A 17,645-nucleotide genomic window follows, 5' to 3' on the forward strand; every position below is an offset into this window, starting at 1 on the left:
TTCTCAAGCTCCGCGCATTGGCGATGTAGCATATCTTAAATTGGCAATCTGTTTTGCGCCGCGGGCATTTCCAGACCAACATTGCTGCGGCTCTGGATAAAGGAATGCACGTCCCCGGCGGGCATAGGTCTCCCGGTCAGAAAGCCTTGCACTTCGCCAAAACGCTCTGTCTTCAAACGTTCCAGTTGTTGTGCAGTTTCCACGCCCTCAGCCGTGGTGACAATATTGAAGCCTGCGCCAAGCGTTGCTACAGCCTGGATGATTGCCAGATCGCGCGTATCGACCTCAATCCCCGAAACGAAACTGCGATCAATCTTGATTTTATCAAATGGGAATGCTCGCAGATAGCAGAGCGATGAATACCCGGTTCCGAAATCATCCATTGCAATACGAACGCCCAATCGGCGCAGTTCGAACAGAAGTTCGATATTGTTCTTGCTGTTGGAAAGAAAGACCGACTCCGTGATTTCAAGCTCAAGCCTGTCCGGTGAAAGGCGCGCCGCGTCGAGCGCGTCCATGACGGAGTGCAAAAGCGTTGTCTGGCTGAACTGGACCGGCGAGAGGTTGACGGAAACTTTGATGTCCTCCGGCCAGAGAACAGCTTCCCGACATGCCGCCCTCAAAACCCAGTCCCCAATCGGTCCAATCAGTCCTGTTTCTTCGGCTAATGGGATGAACTCTGCAGGCGAAACCATACCGCGACCCGGATGACGCCAGCGGATCAGCGCTTCAAAACCGGAAATCTTACCGCTCTCAAGATTGAATATCGGCTGGTAATGAAGCTCGAACTGTTCGTCCAGCAGAGCCTGTCGAAGTTCACCGGTCATGACATGACGCTTCTCCGCTGCCAGGCGCAGGGAATGCTGATAAAAACGGAATGTGCGACGTCCGCCTGATTTTGAAGCGTAAAGCGCAAGATCGGCATTGCGCATCAGCGCATCGGGGGTGTCGCCGTGCAATGGCGCTTGAGCAATACCCATGCTGCAAGTGACAAACTCCGAATTGCCAACCAGTTTGAACGGATCCTGAAAAGCGGAAAGGATACGGTCGGCGAACATCGCGATCTGGGCCAGCGTTCCGCTGCGATAAACGATGGCAAATTCGTCGCCACCAAGTCGAACGATGAATTCATCTGAAGTCGTGATCTGCTTCAGCCGACGCGCCACTTCCTGCAGAAGCTGATCACCTGCCTGATGGCCGATGCTGTCGTTGATGTTCTTGAAATGGTCTATGTCGAGATAGAACAATGCGAAGGGTTCGGAATCTCCGCCTTTTTTCAGCAGGCTCTCAACATGGTGCGCAAAATAGGCACGGTTCGGCAGGCCGGTCAGGCTGTCATGCATGGCGATATGTGCCATGCGCTCCTCGATCTCGCGCCGTTCGGTTATATCTTCAACAAGCCCAATCAAATAGCGAGGCTCGTTGTCCTCGACCGGTGGGATCGAGCATTTGATGATCCGCATCGTGCGCGAAGTCCCATCCTTGCGCGTAACCTTGCGTTCAACGCTCAACACCTCGCGGCGTCGCATCGCCATGCGGTCCTGCTGGCTAAAAACAGCAGCCTCGCGCTCGGGAAACAGATCAAGGTCGGTCGAGCCAATAGCTTCTTCTATCGGCTGTCCGCTCGCTGTTGACGCAGCCTGATTGTAAAGCACATAACGGCCATCGTCGTGCATATCCTTGACGAAAACACCGAGTGGCAGATTGTTGACGAGACTGTCCAGCAAGGATTGGGCGTGACTTGCCTGACGATTGGCTTCCGCCAACTCCGTTCTATCCTGAACAATAGCCAGAATTGCTTCCTTGCCGTCGAACTGCACTTCCCGACCGTAGGTCAGAACCTCGATGACCTCCCCATCGGCACGCAAATGCTGCCAGCGTTCCGGGCGCTCCAGATCGCTGCGCTCGCGAACGGCGCTCAGCATACGCTCGCGCTCGGTCTGCGGACGAATATCGAGAACAGTCATGCCCGGCAACTCATCGGGCGTGTAACCGTAAAGCGCATAGGCCGCATCGTTCATGATGATGAAGCCCAGGGTTTTTGGATCGTAGACCCACATCGGCGTCGGATGGGTGGTGAAAAGAATGCGGAAATCCTGCTGGGACGTGCTCGCCATGGTGCATTCCGCCCGTTCCGGACCGGCTCTCCGCTTCACCATCATGTACCCCTTGCTCCGAGCCGACACTTGTCGCCTGTCTAATTTAGCCAACAAAACCTTTCACTGGAACATCATATTCCGCATGAGTTCATGAACAGAAAAGTTCACGAACCACAGGCGAGGATCACCACCCGGGCACACTTCCCCGCAGGGAGAGTACGACCAATGGTTTTAACAAACCATATATGAAAAGCCCTTTCATATAAGTTTTTCCTGACAACGGCGTTTTATCGCGTCAGGCGCAGAACCAGACACAACAGGAGATTGCCGAAGACCGCTTGACCGCTCAAAACTTCCGGCCTATGCCTATGGGAGCAAAATTCGTTGGGGTGCCTCGAAAGAGGCTGAGAGGCGCGTTCTCGCGTTAACCCATTGAACCTGATCCGGGTAATACCTGCGTAGGGAACGGAGTTTGACGCGTCGCGGACGGGGTTCGCCCCACCAGGAGCTTATGCTCCACAAAGGTTCATGACGTCTCATCTTTCCGTTCGGAATGAGAGACGACATGATGGACCAAAACGACAGTTTCTCCCGAACCAAATCTAACAATGGCCAGATGCGATCTGTGCCCATATGCGTGACCCCCATCTGTGTGACCATTGCCGGTTCCGATAGTGGCGGTGGCGCTGGCATTCAGGCCGACCTCAAGACATTTTCGGCACTCGGCGTCTACGGCGCGAGCGTCATTGCCGCCGTGACCGTACAGAACACCTGCACGGTAAGCGCAGTGCACGACATCCCGCCCGCCATTGTCGCGGGGCAGATCGACGCCGTTTTCAGCGATCTCGACGTTGCTGCGGTGAAGATCGGCATGGTTTCCGTGCCTGAAACCATCGAGGCCATTGCGCGGGGGCTTGCCCATTTTTCCGGTCCCATCGTTCTCGATCCGGTGATGGTGGCCAAGTCGGGCGACCGGCTTTTGAGCGAAAACGCCATTGCACTTTTGCGCCAGAAACTGGTGCCGCTGGCAACGCTTTTGACCCCCAACCGGCCTGAAGCGGCCTGCCTGCTCGGCAGCGGTCTGGCGCTCGACGACGAGGACGCCGAACAACAAGGCCGCGCATTGCTCGAACTCGGCGCAAAAGCCGTTTTGATGAAGGGCGGCCATGCGGAGGGCGAAATATGCGTCGACCTGCTGGTGCGCCGCGATCAACCGACGTTGCGTGTTGAAGCGCGACGTATCCTGACTGCCAACACCCATGGCACAGGCTGCACGCTTTCATCGGCGATTGCCGCAGAACTTGCCAGGAACCTGCCGCTCGAAAAGGCAGTGCTTGCAGCCCACACCTATCTGCAAGGGGCAATCCGCGCTGCCGACGCATTGAAGATCGGACACGGCCATGGGCCGGTGCACCATTTCCATGACCTCTGGAAAACCCGAACAGAGGAGATTGCGTGATGCGGGTCACCATTATCGGAGCGGGCGTCGCCGGCCTTGCCACAGCCGCAGAATTCACCGATCAAGGCCATACCGTCACCATCATCGCCAAGAGCAGCGAGATTGGCTCGGATAGCTGCTCATGGTTTGCGGGCGGTATGCTCGCGCCATGGTGCGAGGGCGAAAGCGCCGAGGAACCGGTGGTGCGCCTCGGGCAGGAGTCCATTGGCTGGTGGGAGCGTCATGTCTCGACCGTCAGGCGCAAGGGGACGCTCGTGCTCTCCCACACGCGAGACATGAGCGAGTTGCGCCGTTTCGCCCGCCGGACGAAAGCCTTCGACACAATCGACCATGAATGCATTGATGCGCTGGAGCCGGATCTGGCCGGGCGGTTCCGGCAGGGCCTGTTCTTTTCCGGAGAAGGCCATCTCGATCCGCGCCAGACATTGATCGAACTCGCCGAACGGCTGCGAAAGCAGGGCGCGGTCTTTCATCTCGGCGTGGACGCCAAGGACATATCCGTGGAGGCGGATATCACCGTGGATGCGCGGGGCCTTGCCGCCCGCGATACCTTGCAGGATCTGCGCGGGGTCAAGGGCGAAATGCTGATTGTCCGCTCGCGCGACATCAATCTGACGCGGCCCGTGCGCCTCCTGCATCCGCGCATTCCGCTCTATATCGTGCCGCGCGGTGACGGCGTGCACATGATCGGCGCGACTATGATCGAAAGCGACGACCGCCACGGCATCAGCGTACGCTCGACGCTGGAACTTTTAAGTGCTGCTTACGCCTTGCATCCGGCCTTTGGCGAGGCTGAAATTCTCGAAATCGGCGTCGATGCACGACCGGCCTTTCCCGACAACCTGCCTCGCGTAAGACGACGCGGCAAAACCATTTACGTCAACGGGCTTTACCGCCACGGCTTCCTGCTTGCGCCGGCGATAGCGCGCATGGCGGTTGCGAGCGCGACCATGCCGGAAGATGCGCCAGAGCCTATCCCTGAATTTGTGGAGGACTATGCATGACTATCGTGCTGAACGGTGAGGTCATCACCACGGCAGCCGTCAATCTGGCGGCACTGCTTACCGAGATCGAACTGGATGAAGCGGTTGTTGCAACCGCGCTGAATGGCGAGTTCGTGGCCAGCGACGAACGCGCGACCGCGGTCCTGTCGGCTGGCGACCGCATCGAAGTTCTGGCCCCGATGCAGGGAGGCTGAGATGCTGGAGTTTTATGGCCAAAAGTTCGAAAGCCGCCTGCTGCTCGGCACGGCGCAATATCCCTCGCCCGCCATTCTGGCCGATGCGGTGCGCGCATCAAAGGCCGGTATCGTCACCGTGTCGCTGCGCCGTGAAAGCGGCGATGCGCGCGCCGGACAGGACTTCTGGGCGCTGATCCGAAAACTGGGCGTGGCCGTTCTGCCCAATACGGCAGGCTGCCACACGCCGCGCGAAGCGGTGACCACGGCCAAAATGGCGCGTGAAATCTTCGGCACCAACTGGATCAAGCTGGAAGTGATCGGCGACCACGACACGTTGCAGCCCGACCCGTTCGGTCTGGTCGAAGCCGCGCGCACGCTCTGCGACGATGGCTTCGAGGTCTTTCCCTATATGAATGACGATCTGGTCGTCGCGGAAAAGCTCATCGAAGCCGGTTGCAAGGTGCTGATGCCCTGGGGCGCGCCTATCGGCTCGGGCCGTGGCCTCAACAACCCCTATGCGCTGAAAACCATGCGGGCGCATTTCCCCGACATTCCATTGGTCGTCGATGCAGGCATCGGCGTGCCGTCCCATGCGGCTGCGGCGATGGAACTGGGCTTCGACGCCGTGCTCATCAACACCGCTATCGCCAAGGCTGGCGATCCCGTCGCCATGGCACGCGGTTTTGCGCTTGCAGTTGAAGCCGGGCGGCTCGCTTTCGAAGCGGACGCTATCGAAGCGCGCGATATGGCGGCACCGTCCACCCCTCTTCTCGGAAAGGCGTTTTTGTAATGGCCCTTGATCCGTTCTACCCGATTTTCGATAGCGCCAAGTGGCTGGAGCGCATGGTGCCGCTCGGCGTCAAGCTGGTGCAACTGCGCGCCAAGGATAAGACCGAGCCGGAACTGCGCAGTGAAATCCGCGCCGCACGGGAAATCTGCCTTGCACATGACTGCCAGTTGGTCGTCAATGACTATTGGAAGCTAGCGCTGGAGGAAGGTTGCGACTTCATCCACCTCGGACAGGAAGACCTCGACGAGGCCGATCTCAGCGCCATTCGCGCCGGTGGTTTGAAACTGGGTGTTTCAAGTCATGACGAGACCGAGCTGGACCGCGCTTTGTCGGTAAAGCCAGACTATATCGCGCTCGGCCCCATCTACCCGACTATTTTGAAAAAGATGAAATGGCACGAACAGGGTCTGCCGCGTCTTGGAGAATGGAAGGCGCGGATAGGCGACATTCCGCTCGTCGGCATCGGCGGCATGAGCGTCGAGCGCGCGCCGGGCGTGTTCGAAGCGGGTGCCGATATCGTTTCCGTCGTCACCGACATCACCCTCAATCCTGACCCCGAAAGCCGCCTGCGCCAGTGGATCGAAACCACGCGCGCGTTCGCCGGAAAAGCTCTGGAGCAGACCCAATGAAAAAGATTGCCTTCGCCGCCCTGTTCGGCCTCGCTTTCACCGCTGCCACCGCTGCCACCACCGCTCACGCCGACGACAAGCTCAAGCTCATTCTCGACTGGTATGTGAACCCCGATCACGGCCCGATCATCGTCGCCGACAAGCTGGGCTACTTCAAGGATGCCGGGCTTGACGTGGATATCGTCGCGCCCGCCGATGCCTCGACCCCGACCAAGATGGTGGCGGCAGGACAGGCCGACCTCGCCATTTCCTATCAGCAGCAGGTGCATCTTCAGGTGCATGAAGGCCTGCCGCTTATCCGCGTCGGCACACTGATCGACTCGCCGCTCAACTGCCTGATGTCCCGCGACGATGGATCGGTGAATTCCATCGCCGATCTCAAGGGCAAGAAGATCGGCTATTCGGTCGCCGGAACCGAGGAAACTTTGCTCGCCACCATTCTCGGTCAGCACGGTGTCAAACTCTCCGATGTGGAACTCATCAATGTGAATTTCTCACTCGCGCCGTCGCTGATGTCGAAGCAGGTCGATGCCGTTATGGGTGCCTATCGCAATGTCGAACTGAACCAGATGGCCGTCGAAGGTGTGCCCGGCAAATGTTTCTTCGTCGAGGAAGAAGGCGTGCCAGTCTATGACGAGCTCATCTATGTCGCAGCTTCCGACAAACTGGACGCGGCGGAGAAGGAAAAGATTTCGCGCTTCCTTTCGGCCACCGAGAAGGCCGCTCAATATATCGTCAATCACCCGGACAAGGGCTACGAGCTGTTCTCCTCCTACAGCACGGAACTCAAGGACGAGCTGAACCAGCGTGCCTGGAAAGACACCGTTGCCCGCTTCTCGCGCGCACCTGCGAGCCTCGATTATGGCCGCTGGCGGCGTTACGAAGCCTATCTCAAGGAGCACAATCTGGTGCCCTCCATCCTGCCTGTCGAGAAATTCGCCATCGATGTCAACGCGGAAGGGAGCAAGTCATGAGCCAGCCGCAACCGCATTATTCATCCGAACTGTTCACGCGCTTGCGCGCCGCAACGCTTGACGACTGGAAGCCCTATATCGATCATGAGTTCGTGCGCGGATTGGGTGACGGCACGTTACCCAAAGCGGCCTTCCTGCATTATCTGCGTCAGGATTATGTCTATCTGCACCACTATGCCCGTGCCTTTGCGCTCGGCGTCGTCAAGGCCAATACGCTGCAGGAAACAAGGCTCTGCGCCGATATCATGCACGGTCTCGCCCATATGGAATTGCCGCTGCATGTCAGCATCTGCGCCCGCGAGGGGATCAGCGAAGACGAGCTTTATGCGACGAAGGAGGAGCCGGAAAACCTTGCTTATACGCGCTATGTGCTCGACTGCGGACAGGCGGGCGATTTCCTCGATCTGCTGACCGCGCTTGTGCCCTGCGCGCATGGCTATGGCGAAATCGGCCTCAACCTCGCGGTGACCGCCCTGCCCGGCACACCCTATCAGGAGTGGATCGACACCTATGCGGGGCCTGAATATCAGGACATGTGCCACACGGTCGGCAAGCTGTTCGATCAGGCCGCAAAGGACCGCATCGGCAACGACTTCGAGAAAAGCCCGCGTTGGCCGAGACTCTGCCAGATTTTTGCCACCGCAAGCAGGCTCGAAGCCGATTTCTGGTCTATGGGCTTGAAGGCCGGATAGTGAACGAAGCACTCTCGAACCGAAGTCGGAAAAAGCGCGCTGCCGACGGCTTGCTGTCGGCAGCCATAGCGCTTGCCATCTGGCAGGCGGTGGTGAGCATCGGCCAGATGCCGCGCTTCATCCTGCCCGGCCCGCTGGATGTGGTGCAGTCACTGATCGGCAACGCCGGGCTGATTGCCGAAAACGCTGCCGCTACCATCGGCGAAGTTCTGGGCGGTCTTGTCCTTGGCAGCGCGGTTGGCATCGCCACCGCCATCGGACTGATGATGTCGCCGCTGGCGCAGCGGCTTGTCATGCCTGCCATGGTTTTCAGTCAGGCGATTCCCATCTTCGCGCTCGCCCCCATTTTGACTTTGTGGCTCGGCTATGGACCGGCGTCGAAGATCGCGGTCACGGTACTGATGATCTTCTTTCCCGTCGTTTCGACCTTCTTCGACGGTATGCGTCGCACCGATAACAGCTTGATCGACGCGGCGGAAATTCTGGGAGCTGGACGCATGGCGATCCTGTTCCGCATCCGCATACCTTCCGCCTTTCCATCGTTGGCGTCGGGCCTGAGTCTCGCCGCCGTCTATGCGCCAATTGGTGCTGTGGTAGGGGAATGGGTCGGTGCATCGAAGGGCCTCGGCTATCTGATGCTGCTCGCCAATGGACGCGCCAAGGTGGATCTGATGTTCGCGTGCCTGTTCGTTCTGGCGGCTTTCACTATGCTGCTACATGGCACGGTGTCGCATTTCGCCCGCAAGCTTGCCGCCTGGCCGAAAAAAGCCGCATAAAAAAACCGGCGGGGAAACCGCCGGTTTGGTATTCGCTTACATGGTCATCAGGCCAGCGTATAGGCTGTCTTGACGGTGGTGTAGAATTCCGCGGCGTAGCGGCCCTGTTCGCGCGGACCGTAGCTCGAACCCTTGCGCCCGCCGAATGGCACGTGGAAATCGACACCTGCCGTCGGCAGATTGACCATCACCATGCCCGCTTCCGAATTGCGCTTGAAATGCGTGGCATATTTCAGGCTCGTCGTGCAGATGCCCGACGACAGGCCGAAGCTCGTATCATTAGCTGTGGCAAGCGCTTCTTCATAATTCTTGACGCGGATGACCGAAGCGACCGGGCCAAAGATTTCCTCGCGGCTGATGCGCATCTGGTTGGTGGCTTCGGTGAAGAGTGCTGGCTGGAGATAGAAGCCCGGCGTTTCGCGATTGAGACGCTCACCACCAAAGGCAAGCTTCGCGCCTTCCTTGCGGCCGATCTCGATATAATCCATGTCCTGCGCGAGCTGGCTTTCATCCACGACCGGGCCGATATGCGTGCCCTGCTTCAGGGCATTGTCCACCACGACGCCCTTCAGCTTCTCGATGGCGGCGGCGACGAACTTGTCATGAATGCCTTCCGTCACGATGATACGCGAGGACGCGGTGCAACGCTGGCCGGTCGAGAAGAAGGACGAATTAACCACGGATTCGACAGCGACATCGAGATCGGCGTCATCAAGGACGACAACCGGATTCTTGCCGCCCATTTCGAGCTGGAAGCGACGGTTGTGCTCAATGGATGCCGCTGCAACGCGCTTGCCCGTACCGGTCGAGCCGGTGAAGGTGACGGCGTTGACGTCCGCACTGTCCAGAATGGTCTGGCCGACAACCGAACCCTTGCCCATGACGAGGTTGAGAACGCCCTTCGGAAGACCGGCGCGGTGCAGAATATCGACAATCGCCCAGGAGCAGCCCGGCACGAGGTCGGCCGGTTTGAAAACAATCGTGTTGCCGTAGCAAAGGGCTGGCGCGATCTTCCAGGCGGGAATGGCGATCGGGAAGTTCCATGGCGTAATGATGCCCACCACGCCGACCGGCTCACGGGTGATCTCGACACCAATACCCGGACGTGCAGAAGGCAGGACTTCACCGGCCAGACGCAGGGCTTCGCCCGCGAAGAAATCGAAAATCTGGCTGGCGCGAATGGTTTCGCCGATGCCTTCAGCCAGCGTCTTGCCTTCCTCGCGAGACAGGAGACGGCCAAGCTCGTCCTTGCGTGCCAGGATTTCATCGGCAGTTTTGCGCAGGATGGCATGGCGCTCCAGAATGCCGGAACGCGACCAGGCCGGGAAAGCGGCCTTTGCGGCAGCAATCGCTGCCTTGGTGTCTTCGGCGGTTGCCCGCGCATAGGTTCCCACGACATCATTGGTGTCCGAAGGATTGATGTTGGCGATCCCGTCGCCGCCGACCCATTCGCCCGCAATCAGATTTTGATGAATTGTCATGAACTCTCCCTGTGCGCCGCACGGCTCTGATATATCTCAAAATGACCCATCACCCATGAGCCGTGGAATTGCAAGGCCGGAGCCGCCTTGTAACGAAAAAAGTGAAAATACGAGCTCGTCACAGGTCTGAAAGACTGCATCGGCATGGTTCAGAACAAGGCTTGCAAATTTGTCACAGTCAAATGATTGGATAGAAAATTCGTCATTTTGCGTCTTGGCAAAAATTTTTGCTCATTTATTGTGCATCCATCTGCAACACTGGCAAGAGGTATGAGATGCGTGTCTATTACCCATTCCCCATGGTGCCCAGTGTTAATGCGGGCGCGTCCAAGCTTTAAGTCTTTGGCCCGCATTGCAGGCTGAGGCCTGAACGCCCTCCCTAAAAGGGCATATTCCTAACAACTTCCCAATTTGCCGCAGCCGTCACCGGCTGTTTGTTTTGTCTTTGTTTTCACGCATTGTCCGACGCAAAACCGCTTCGCACTTTTGCTGGAAATATTTTTACAGGAACCAGAGTCCGTTTAAACACGGCCTGGTATTATCGATATGACTCGGTTTCGCATAGATTTCCGGGGACCTGCCTTCCGCAACGTCCTCGGCTACACTTTCGGCCATTGGCGAAGTCAGCCCTTGCGGCTGACGCTGATGATAATCGGTATGCTGCTTGCAACAGCCGCAGATGTTTTGACGCCGCTTTATTCCGGCCGGCTGGTCGACGCGCTTTCGTTAGGTAACGACGGAGCATGGGATGCTGCCATCCACGCCCTGATCATCCTGCTTGCGCTGGGTGCGCTGGCGCTGATCACGCGTCAGTTGACCTTCTATGTCATCACGGATTTCACCTTGAAGATCATGAGCGACATGGCGGCGAGTTCGTTCCGCAAGCTGCAGCGCTTTTCCACCGACTGGCATGCCAATGCCTTTGCCGGATCGACGGTGCGCAAGGTCTCGCGCGCCATGTGGGCCCTCGACCTGCTCAACGATACGCTGATCGTGGCGCTGCTGCCATCGATCCTGATGCTGGTTGGCTCCGTGGTGCTTCTATCGTGGTACTGGCCGTTGATGGGACTGCTGGTTGCAATCGGCTCGGTGCTTTTCATCGTCTGTACGATTGTGATTTCGCTTGGCTTTGTTGCGCCAGCGGCAACGCTTGCCAATAGCTGGGACACGCGTATGGGTGGTGCTTTGGCCGATGCCATTTCGTGCAACGCGGTTGTTAAGGCATTCGGTGCGGAAGGTCGTGAAGATGGGCGCCTTGCAAAGGTCGTCACCAAGTGGCGCGGCCGCACACGCCGCACATGGCTGATCGGTACGCTGAATGGCTTCATTCAGGGTGCGAACCTGCTGGTGATGCGCGGCGTGGTTATCGCCTTTGCGCTCTACCTCTGGAGCCAGGGCAAGGCGACGGCCGGGGACATCACCTTCGTCCTGACGGCCTTCTTCATGTTGCAGGGTTATCTGCGCGATGTGGGTATGCATATCCGCAACTTGCAGCGTTCCGTCAACGACATGGAGGAACTGGTCGACATCGAGGCGCAGCCTTACGGCATTGCCGACAAGCCAGGTGCACCGGCGATTAAGATCGGAAACGGCGAGATCACTTTCGATCACGTCACTTTCCACTATGGCAACCACGAAGCCGCTCTCTATCGCGACTTCTCGGTCAAGATCGAAGCTGGCGAACGGGTTGGTCTGGTCGGTCATTCGGGTTCGGGCAAGACAACTTTCGTCAAGCTGATCCAGCGGCTATACGATGTCAGCGGCGGCGCCATCCTGATCGACGGGCAGAACATTGCCGAAGTCACACAGGCATCGCTGCGTTCGCAAATCGCTATCGTGCAGCAGGAGCCGATCCTGTTTCACCGGACGCTGGCCGAGAACATCGCCTATGCCCGCCCCGGCGCGACACAAGCGGAGATCGAAGAAGCTGCAAAGCTTGCAAGTGCGCATGACTTCATCATGCGCCTGCCGAAGGGCTACGCGACGCTTGTCGGTGAACGCGGTGTGAAGCTTTCGGGCGGTGAACGTCAGCGTGTGGCTATTGCCCGTGCGTTTCTGGCAGATGCACCGATTCTTATTCTGGATGAGGCCACATCGAGCCTCGATTCAGAATCGGAAGTGCTGATCCAGCAGGCAATGGAACGGCTGATGGTGGGTCGTACAACGCTTGTCATTGCACACCGGCTTTCGACTGTTCGTGCGCTTGACCGGTTGCTGGTCTTCGACAAGGGAAAAATCCTTGAAGAGGGCGATCACGACGCGCTCATTCGCAAGCCAGGTGGCATCTATCGCCGCCTGTTCGAGCGTCAGGCGCTGGAACTGACCAAGGGACTGGAAGACGTCTTTTCGTAATCCAATCTCCTATATAGCCATGAACAGGGCCGGATCAATTCCGGCCCTGTTCTCACTTTAAATGCTCCATTCATCATCCATTCAGATCACGGTGCGTATCACTCGTGGCCCAAGCGTGCCTTGACATTTCCATGACAGAAATGTGACAGGATTTTTGTGGAAGTTCGGGAGTGAGTGAGTAGAACATGCCGGGTGTGATGGAAAACGCTGATGCGCGTCGTTGGAGCGATGCTGCGATTTTCGGGCCTGCCCGTATCGCCTGGCCGCTGCGCCTCGCAGCAATCGCGCTTGCTTCCATCGTGCTTTCAACCCTGCTCGTTTTTTCCATCGAATGGATCGTACGTGGCTCATTCACAGATACGATGCAGTTCTTCCGCACACCACACAAACCCGCCTGGACGACCGTTGCACTTTTCGTCGTGGTGCTGACAGCAAGCGACGCCATTTTCGGACGCATTCACTATGGCTTCTTTGTTATCGGCCCGCTGGCGCTGATTGCGGCCACGACTGCACGCGAAAAGAGCCTTTATCTCGGCGACCCGCTTTATCCAAGCGACTTTCTCTACGCCCGTCAGATCGTCGATCTTCTGCCGCTTCTGGTGCGTGATCGCCCGTGGAGCGCGGTCGGCATAGCCCTGCTTCTCATTGCTTCGGCAGCAGTGATGATAACCGTGACATTGTTCTGGTGGCGACGCTTCGATCCAATCCCACGAAAAGGGCGGATGTTGCGTCTCGCCTTCGCGCTACCACTGCTTGCCTGGTTCGCAGTGATTTCAGACTATGCCAGCTTTTCGCTTGCACGCGACCGCCTGCGTATTCTGCCTATCATGTGGGATCAAAAGGAAAACTACGCCCATAACGGCTTTACCATGGCTTTCATCCTGAATGTGCCCATGGCTACCGTCTTCGCCCCTGAAGGCTATTCGCCGGAAGCGATTGCCGCTATCGAACCGCCCGCGCAATTGATTCCTGCTGCCTTCGACGCCAGCAAGCCTGACGTCATCATGGTGATGAGCGAATCCTTTTGGGATCCGACGCGCCTTCCGGGTGTGGCTTTCAGCGCCGATCCGATTCCGACGGTCCGGGCGGAACAATCCGGCCATATCTTTTCTCCAGAATTCGGCGGCATGACCGCCAATGTCGAGTTCGAGGCCCTGACCGGCTTTTCCAAAGCCTTCCTGCCCTCCGGCAGCATCCCTTATCAGCAATATATCCGTCGCCCGCTTCCCTCGCTTGCAAGCTTCTTCAAGGATCAGGGTTATGCGACGCGGGCGATCCATCCCTATCGCCAGTGGTTCTGGAATCGTGGCCCCGTCTATGAAAGCATGGGCTTCGACCGGTTCATGTCGGAAGAAAACATGCCGCCACTGGAAAAGCGCGGCGCCTTGGCCTCCGACGCGGCGTTGACCGATGAAATCATCCGCGAAGCAGATTCCATGGATGCGCCATTCTTCTTCTTCGCCGTTTCCCTTCAGGGGCATGGCCCTTACGAAGCCAATCGTTACCCGGATTCCAAACTTGAGGTGCAGACTGACGCCAGCGAGCATACGCGCCAGTCGATCCGTTCCTATTCGCAAGGTGCCATGGATGCCGATGCGAGCCTTGCACGATTGATGGAATGGGCGTCCAGGCGCGAACGCGAAACTATTCTGGTCTTTTTCGGGGATCATCTGCCACCACTCGGTCCTGTCTATGTCGAGACCGGATTTATGGCAAACCGAGTCGCAAGCCGCACGGCTCCTGCCGCCGATATGCTGCTGCAGCACGAAACGCCGCTTGTTCTCTGGTCAAACAAGCGTGGCGCCGAGCAGGGAACCGGCACAATCAGCCCTGCCTTCCTCCCATTGCACATACTGGACATGGCTGGGATGCAGCATCCCTATTACACAGGCTTCCTGCGTCAGTTGCACGAACAATACCGGGTCGTTGACAATCACGCGGTTTTCGACCGGTCGGAGAATGCCGAGGAAGGCTGGCAACAGAAGCCGCCATTCCCTCCGCTCCTGCGCGATTATCAGATGCTGCAATACGATATGATCTTCGGTCGTAATTTTGCCCGCGAGCGGTTCTTCCCCGGCCCGCATTCACAAAGCTGATCTGCAGTGTCAGGCGGGAACCTTGCCTGACGATTGGCGGATGATGAGTTTATATTCGATCCGTCGTGAAGCCGATAAATGACCGGTTTCGATCTGGTTCAGAAGCATATCTGCCGCATCGCGGGTCATCTCGAAAATCGGCTGGCGAACGGTGGTAATCTGTGGCGAAACCATGCTGGCAATTGCACTGTCATCGAAGCCGACCACCGTTAGCTGATCAGGGATAGCGATATTACGATCATAGGCGATCTGCATGACGGCAGCCGCCATATCGTCGTTCGACGCAAACACGGCGGTCGGTGGCTCCTCAAGCGAGAGTAGCTTCTTTCCCGCAGCAAGGCCGCTCGCAAAACTGAAGCCACCCTGCACCTCATAATCGGGATTACGCTCGATCCTGGCATCTTCCAGCGCACGCCGATAGCCCGCGAGACGCAGCTCCGCTGAGCGGTGGGTTGGATCGCCAATGACGATTGCAATGCGACGATGACCGAGCTTCAGAAGATACTCCATGAGATCGGCGGAAGCCGCCTCGTCATCGATTGTGACGCTGTCGGTCGGATGCACATTCACATCGCCTGCGACACGAGCAAAAGGCATTGCCGAGGCGGTCAATTCGGCCAGAATTTCAGGATCGTCCGACATGGGCGGCGTCACGATGATGCCGTCAAGACCGGAAGCGTGAGCTGTTTCGATCAGCGAACCACGAATATCTTCACGATTTTCGACAGGGAAAATAAGCAGCCGGTAACGCGTATCACGCAGCCGTTCCAACGCCCCCATCTGCAGTTCGGTGACATAGCTGGCGCTCGGATTCTCGAAAAATAGCCCGATCAGATGTGAACGCCGTTCAACAAGATTACGGGCGGCAACATTGGGTCGGTAACGCAATTCGCTTCCGGCTTGCCTGACCTTTTCGCGAATGGCTTCGCGAACATTCGGTTCGTCATTATAGACACGCGAAACTGTCTTGATCGACACGCCGGCAAGACGCGCCACATCATGAATGGTTGCTCGTTTTCCTGCTGCGGCCATGTTGGATCGTCTCCCTCCCCTCCGATCTAACTAACCGCTTCGCCGCAAAACGAAAAGCGAAATCATGGAACCGAGCAGACCCGTGAGCGCGTCAGAAACCGAACCTCGCGTCCATTGTCGAGAGAGAACATGCCTCCACGTCCCGCAACGACATCGATGATGAGTTCAGTATGCTTCCAGACTTCATATTGCGGACCGCTGATATAGACTGGAGCGCCACCGATTTCTCCAAGTTTTACGTCCGTATCCCCGACGATGAATTCTCCTTGCGGATAGCACATCGGCGATGACCCGTCGCAACAGCCGCCCGACTGGTGGAACATGATCGGCCCATATTCGGCCTGCAATTCACGGATGAGAGCGAGCGCTGGCGGTGTAGCACTGACCTGACCTCGACCTTCACCTGGGTTTTCCTCCACCATATCGTCCTCCCAAGAAAATGAGCGGGCACTTTTCCAATGCCCGCTCTAAGATTAATGCCTGGATATTATTGTGTCATATCCATTACGACGCGCCCTTCGATGTTCCCTTGACGCATATCATCGAAGATGGAGTTGATATCTTCCAGCTTTTCAGTGCGGATAGTAGCGCGCACCTTACCATCACCGGCAAAGTCCAATGATTCTTGTAAATCGAGCCGCGTACCGACGATCGAGCCGCGCACGGTAACGCCGTTCAGCACCATGTTGAATATTGAGAGCGGGAAGTCGCCGGGCGGCAGACCATTCAGCGATACAGTGCCGCCACGCGACACCATGCCCAGTGCCTGTTCGAAGGCGACAGGCGAAACCGCTGTCACCAGTACGCCTTGCGCGCCGCCATCGGTTTCTCGTCTGATGTAGGCCGCCGGATCTTTGTTCGTCTTGGCATTGACCGTCACCGTCGCACCGAGCTTGCGCGCCAGTTCGAGTTTCTTGTCGTCGATATCGACGGCGGCAACGTTAAGCCCCATCGCCTTGGCATATTGCACCGCCATATGGCCGAGACCGCCGACGCCGGAAATCACCACCCAGTCGCCCGGTTTGGTGTCCGTTACCTTGAGGCCCTTATAGACCGTGACGCCGGCACAAAGCACGGGCGCGATTTCGTTGAAATCGATATTCTTCGGCAGATGGCCAACGAAATTCGGATCGGCGACCACATATTGCCCGAAGCCGCCATTAACCGAATAGCCGGTATTGAGCTGTTCCTCGCACAGTGTTTCCCACCCGCCGAGGCAATGGCGGCAATGACCACAGGCCGTATAGAGCCACGGAACGCCGACGCGGTCGCCTTCCTTCACATGCTTGACGCCAGCGCCGACGCCGGACACGAAACCCACGCCCTCATGACCGGGAATAAACGGCGGATTGGGCTTTACCGGCCAGTCGCCTTCGGCGGCATGAAGGTCAGTGTGGCAGACCCCTGAAGCTTGGATGGCAACCTGAATCTGTCCTGGTCCCGGTTCGGGTATCGGCACTTCGTCGATTGTCAACGGCTTGCCAAACGCTCGTACCACTGCCGCTTTCATTGTCTTGGCCATAAAGTCTCTCCTTCGTTATCGAATTGAGTTTCTTTCAAGCTGTTTCCCGAAACGGGACGGAAGAAATGAGAACAGGAATATGGAGCGCCGGGATACCGCGCCAAGCCTACCGCGCAACGGCTGTTCTAGAGCGCCGATCAGATTGAATCAGATCGACGCTCTAAGTATTTGTTTTAACGCACATCTTTTCCGAAAACCGTTTCACACTTTTCGGGATGTGCTCTAATACCAGGGCGCTAAGATGCTAACGCATCACGCCCTGAAAATGCTCAGTCGCCGCACGGGCTTAACCAAGTCTCGATGAGTCAAGCTCATCGAGACTTGGTATAATACCTTCAAGGGTTGCCTGGGCATTTTCGCCCAGGCCCCTTCACGGTCCCCTTGGGAGGGTGAACCAATGCCGTTCTTCCAACGCAATACTGGCATGGAAGACGGGAATGCTCTTTGATTAGACGCAATGCGGAAACGCTATTCCTCCACATCGCTTTCGCGCGTTAGAGCGCGTTTCGATCTGATTGGATCAGATCGGCGCTCTAACTTCTTCTATTTCAAGCATAATCTTG

General features: G+C 57.5%; 15 protein-coding genes and 1 riboswitch. Of the genes, 10 read left to right on the top strand and 5 right to left on the bottom strand.

Translation table 11 applies throughout. The features are described 5' to 3' along the window. Positions 1-35: 35 nt before the first annotated feature. The gene (locus FIB18_RS08455) at positions 36-2,159 is read right to left on the bottom strand and encodes a putative bifunctional diguanylate cyclase/phosphodiesterase (protein WP_140020270.1); all 2,124 of its coding nucleotides are present in this window, start codon (positions 2,157-2,159) and stop codon (positions 36-38) included. Between the two features lie 315 nt (positions 2,160-2,474). Then, a riboswitch (TPP riboswitch) is annotated at positions 2,475-2,581 on the top strand. Between the two features lie 86 nt (positions 2,582-2,667). On the opposite strand from FIB18_RS08455, the gene thiD reads away from it, so the two are divergent. The 8 genes from thiD to FIB18_RS08495 are packed head-to-tail and all read left to right on the top strand — an operon-like array spanning position 2,668 to position 8,599. Beyond that, on the top strand, positions 2,668-3,558 hold the full coding sequence (gene thiD, locus FIB18_RS08460; protein WP_407921853.1) for a bifunctional hydroxymethylpyrimidine kinase/phosphomethylpyrimidine kinase: 891 nt from the start codon (positions 2,668-2,670) through the stop codon (positions 3,556-3,558). Continuing rightward, positions 3,558-4,562, top strand: coding sequence for a glycine oxidase ThiO (gene thiO, locus FIB18_RS08465; RefSeq protein WP_140020271.1), 1,005 nt, complete (start codon positions 3,558-3,560; stop codon positions 4,560-4,562). The genes thiD and thiO overlap by 1 nt, the downstream gene beginning before the upstream one ends. Then, a complete protein-coding gene (gene thiS / locus FIB18_RS08470; protein ID WP_140020272.1) occupies positions 4,559-4,756 on the top strand; it encodes a sulfur carrier protein ThiS in 198 nt (65 codons plus the stop codon). Before thiO ends, thiS begins: the two co-directional genes overlap by 4 nt. A gap of 1 nt (position 4,757) precedes the next feature. Continuing rightward, positions 4,758-5,528, top strand: a complete 771-nt coding sequence (locus tag FIB18_RS08475; RefSeq protein ID WP_140020273.1) for a thiazole synthase — start codon at positions 4,758-4,760, stop codon at positions 5,526-5,528. Further along, entirely contained in the window at positions 5,528-6,157 is a 630-nt protein-coding gene (locus FIB18_RS08480) for a thiamine phosphate synthase (RefSeq protein WP_140020274.1), read from the top strand. Before FIB18_RS08475 ends, FIB18_RS08480 begins: the two co-directional genes overlap by 1 nt. Beyond that, a complete protein-coding gene (locus FIB18_RS08485) occupies positions 6,154-7,131 on the top strand; it encodes an ABC transporter substrate-binding protein (protein ID WP_140020275.1) in 978 nt (325 codons plus the stop codon). Before FIB18_RS08480 ends, FIB18_RS08485 begins: the two co-directional genes overlap by 4 nt. Further along, positions 7,128-7,823: a thiaminase II gene (tenA, locus tag FIB18_RS08490; RefSeq protein ID WP_140020276.1), complete on the top strand. Its 696-nt coding sequence runs from the start codon at positions 7,128-7,130 to the stop codon at positions 7,821-7,823. Before FIB18_RS08485 ends, tenA begins: the two co-directional genes overlap by 4 nt. Beyond that, on the top strand, positions 7,823-8,599 hold the full coding sequence (locus FIB18_RS08495; protein ID WP_140020277.1) for an ABC transporter permease: 777 nt from the start codon (positions 7,823-7,825) through the stop codon (positions 8,597-8,599). The genes tenA and FIB18_RS08495 overlap by 1 nt, the downstream gene beginning before the upstream one ends. 47 nt (positions 8,600-8,646) lie before the next feature. Here the strand turns inward: FIB18_RS08495 and FIB18_RS08500 are convergent, their stop codons facing one another. Next, positions 8,647-10,080, bottom strand: coding sequence for an aldehyde dehydrogenase family protein (locus FIB18_RS08500; RefSeq protein WP_140020278.1), 1,434 nt, complete (start codon positions 10,078-10,080; stop codon positions 8,647-8,649). A gap of 546 nt (positions 10,081-10,626) precedes the next feature. Between FIB18_RS08500 and FIB18_RS08505 the strand changes: the two genes are divergently transcribed. Both FIB18_RS08505 and FIB18_RS08510 read left to right on the top strand, forming a co-directional pair. Continuing rightward, complete coding sequence (locus FIB18_RS08505) at positions 10,627-12,432, top strand: ABC transporter ATP-binding protein (RefSeq protein WP_140020279.1); 1,806 nt, start codon at positions 10,627-10,629, stop codon at positions 12,430-12,432. Between the two features lie 185 nt (positions 12,433-12,617). Next, on the top strand, positions 12,618-14,528 hold the full coding sequence (locus FIB18_RS08510; protein ID WP_140020280.1) for an LTA synthase family protein: 1,911 nt from the start codon (positions 12,618-12,620) through the stop codon (positions 14,526-14,528). A gap of 9 nt (positions 14,529-14,537) precedes the next feature. Here the strand turns inward: FIB18_RS08510 and FIB18_RS08515 are convergent, their stop codons facing one another. From FIB18_RS08515 to adhP, 3 genes are all read right to left on the bottom strand, one after another. Next, a complete protein-coding gene (locus FIB18_RS08515) occupies positions 14,538-15,560 on the bottom strand; it encodes a LacI family DNA-binding transcriptional regulator (protein ID WP_140020281.1) in 1,023 nt (340 codons plus the stop codon). Between the two features lie 62 nt (positions 15,561-15,622). Then, positions 15,623-15,982, bottom strand: a complete 360-nt coding sequence (locus FIB18_RS08520) for a DUF779 domain-containing protein (protein ID WP_140020282.1) — start codon at positions 15,980-15,982, stop codon at positions 15,623-15,625. A 65-nt stretch (positions 15,983-16,047) separates the two neighbouring features. Further along, on the bottom strand, positions 16,048-17,082 hold the full coding sequence (adhP, locus tag FIB18_RS08525; RefSeq protein ID WP_140020283.1) for an alcohol dehydrogenase AdhP: 1,035 nt from the start codon (positions 17,080-17,082) through the stop codon (positions 16,048-16,050). Positions 17,083-17,645: the final 563 nt, after the last annotated feature.

Source organism: Brucella pecoris, assembly GCF_006376675.1.
GTDB lineage: Bacteria > Pseudomonadota > Alphaproteobacteria > Rhizobiales > Rhizobiaceae > Brucella > Brucella pecoris.

Coding starts and splice junctions, on each gene's coding strand:
- FIB18_RS08480 (WP_140020274.1), top strand. CDS start 5,528: ATGGCCCTTGATCCGTTCTACCCGATTTTCGATAGCGCCAAGTGGCTG.
- FIB18_RS08505 (WP_140020279.1), top strand. CDS start 10,627: ATGACTCGGTTTCGCATAGATTTCCGGGGACCTGCCTTCCGCAACGTC.
- FIB18_RS08515 (WP_140020281.1), bottom strand. CDS start 15,560: ATGGCCGCAGCAGGAAAACGAGCAACCATTCATGATGTGGCGCGTCTT.
- tenA (WP_140020276.1), top strand. CDS start 7,128: ATGAGCCAGCCGCAACCGCATTATTCATCCGAACTGTTCACGCGCTTG.
- thiO (WP_140020271.1), top strand. CDS start 3,558: ATGCGGGTCACCATTATCGGAGCGGGCGTCGCCGGCCTTGCCACAGCC.
- adhP (WP_140020283.1), bottom strand. CDS start 17,082: ATGGCCAAGACAATGAAAGCGGCAGTGGTACGAGCGTTTGGCAAGCCG.
- FIB18_RS08510 (WP_140020280.1), top strand. CDS start 12,618: ATGCCGGGTGTGATGGAAAACGCTGATGCGCGTCGTTGGAGCGATGCT.
- thiD (WP_407921853.1), top strand. CDS start 2,668: ATGGACCAAAACGACAGTTTCTCCCGAACCAAATCTAACAATGGCCAG.
- FIB18_RS08455 (WP_140020270.1), bottom strand. CDS start 2,159: ATGGTGAAGCGGAGAGCCGGTCCGGAACGGGCGGAATGCACCATGGCG.
- FIB18_RS08520 (WP_140020282.1), bottom strand. CDS start 15,982: ATGGTGGAGGAAAACCCAGGTGAAGGTCGAGGTCAGGTCAGTGCTACA.
- FIB18_RS08500 (WP_140020278.1), bottom strand. CDS start 10,080: ATGACAATTCATCAAAATCTGATTGCGGGCGAATGGGTCGGCGGCGAC.
- FIB18_RS08485 (WP_140020275.1), top strand. CDS start 6,154: ATGAAAAAGATTGCCTTCGCCGCCCTGTTCGGCCTCGCTTTCACCGCT.
- thiS (WP_140020272.1), top strand. CDS start 4,559: ATGACTATCGTGCTGAACGGTGAGGTCATCACCACGGCAGCCGTCAAT.
- FIB18_RS08475 (WP_140020273.1), top strand. CDS start 4,758: ATGCTGGAGTTTTATGGCCAAAAGTTCGAAAGCCGCCTGCTGCTCGGC.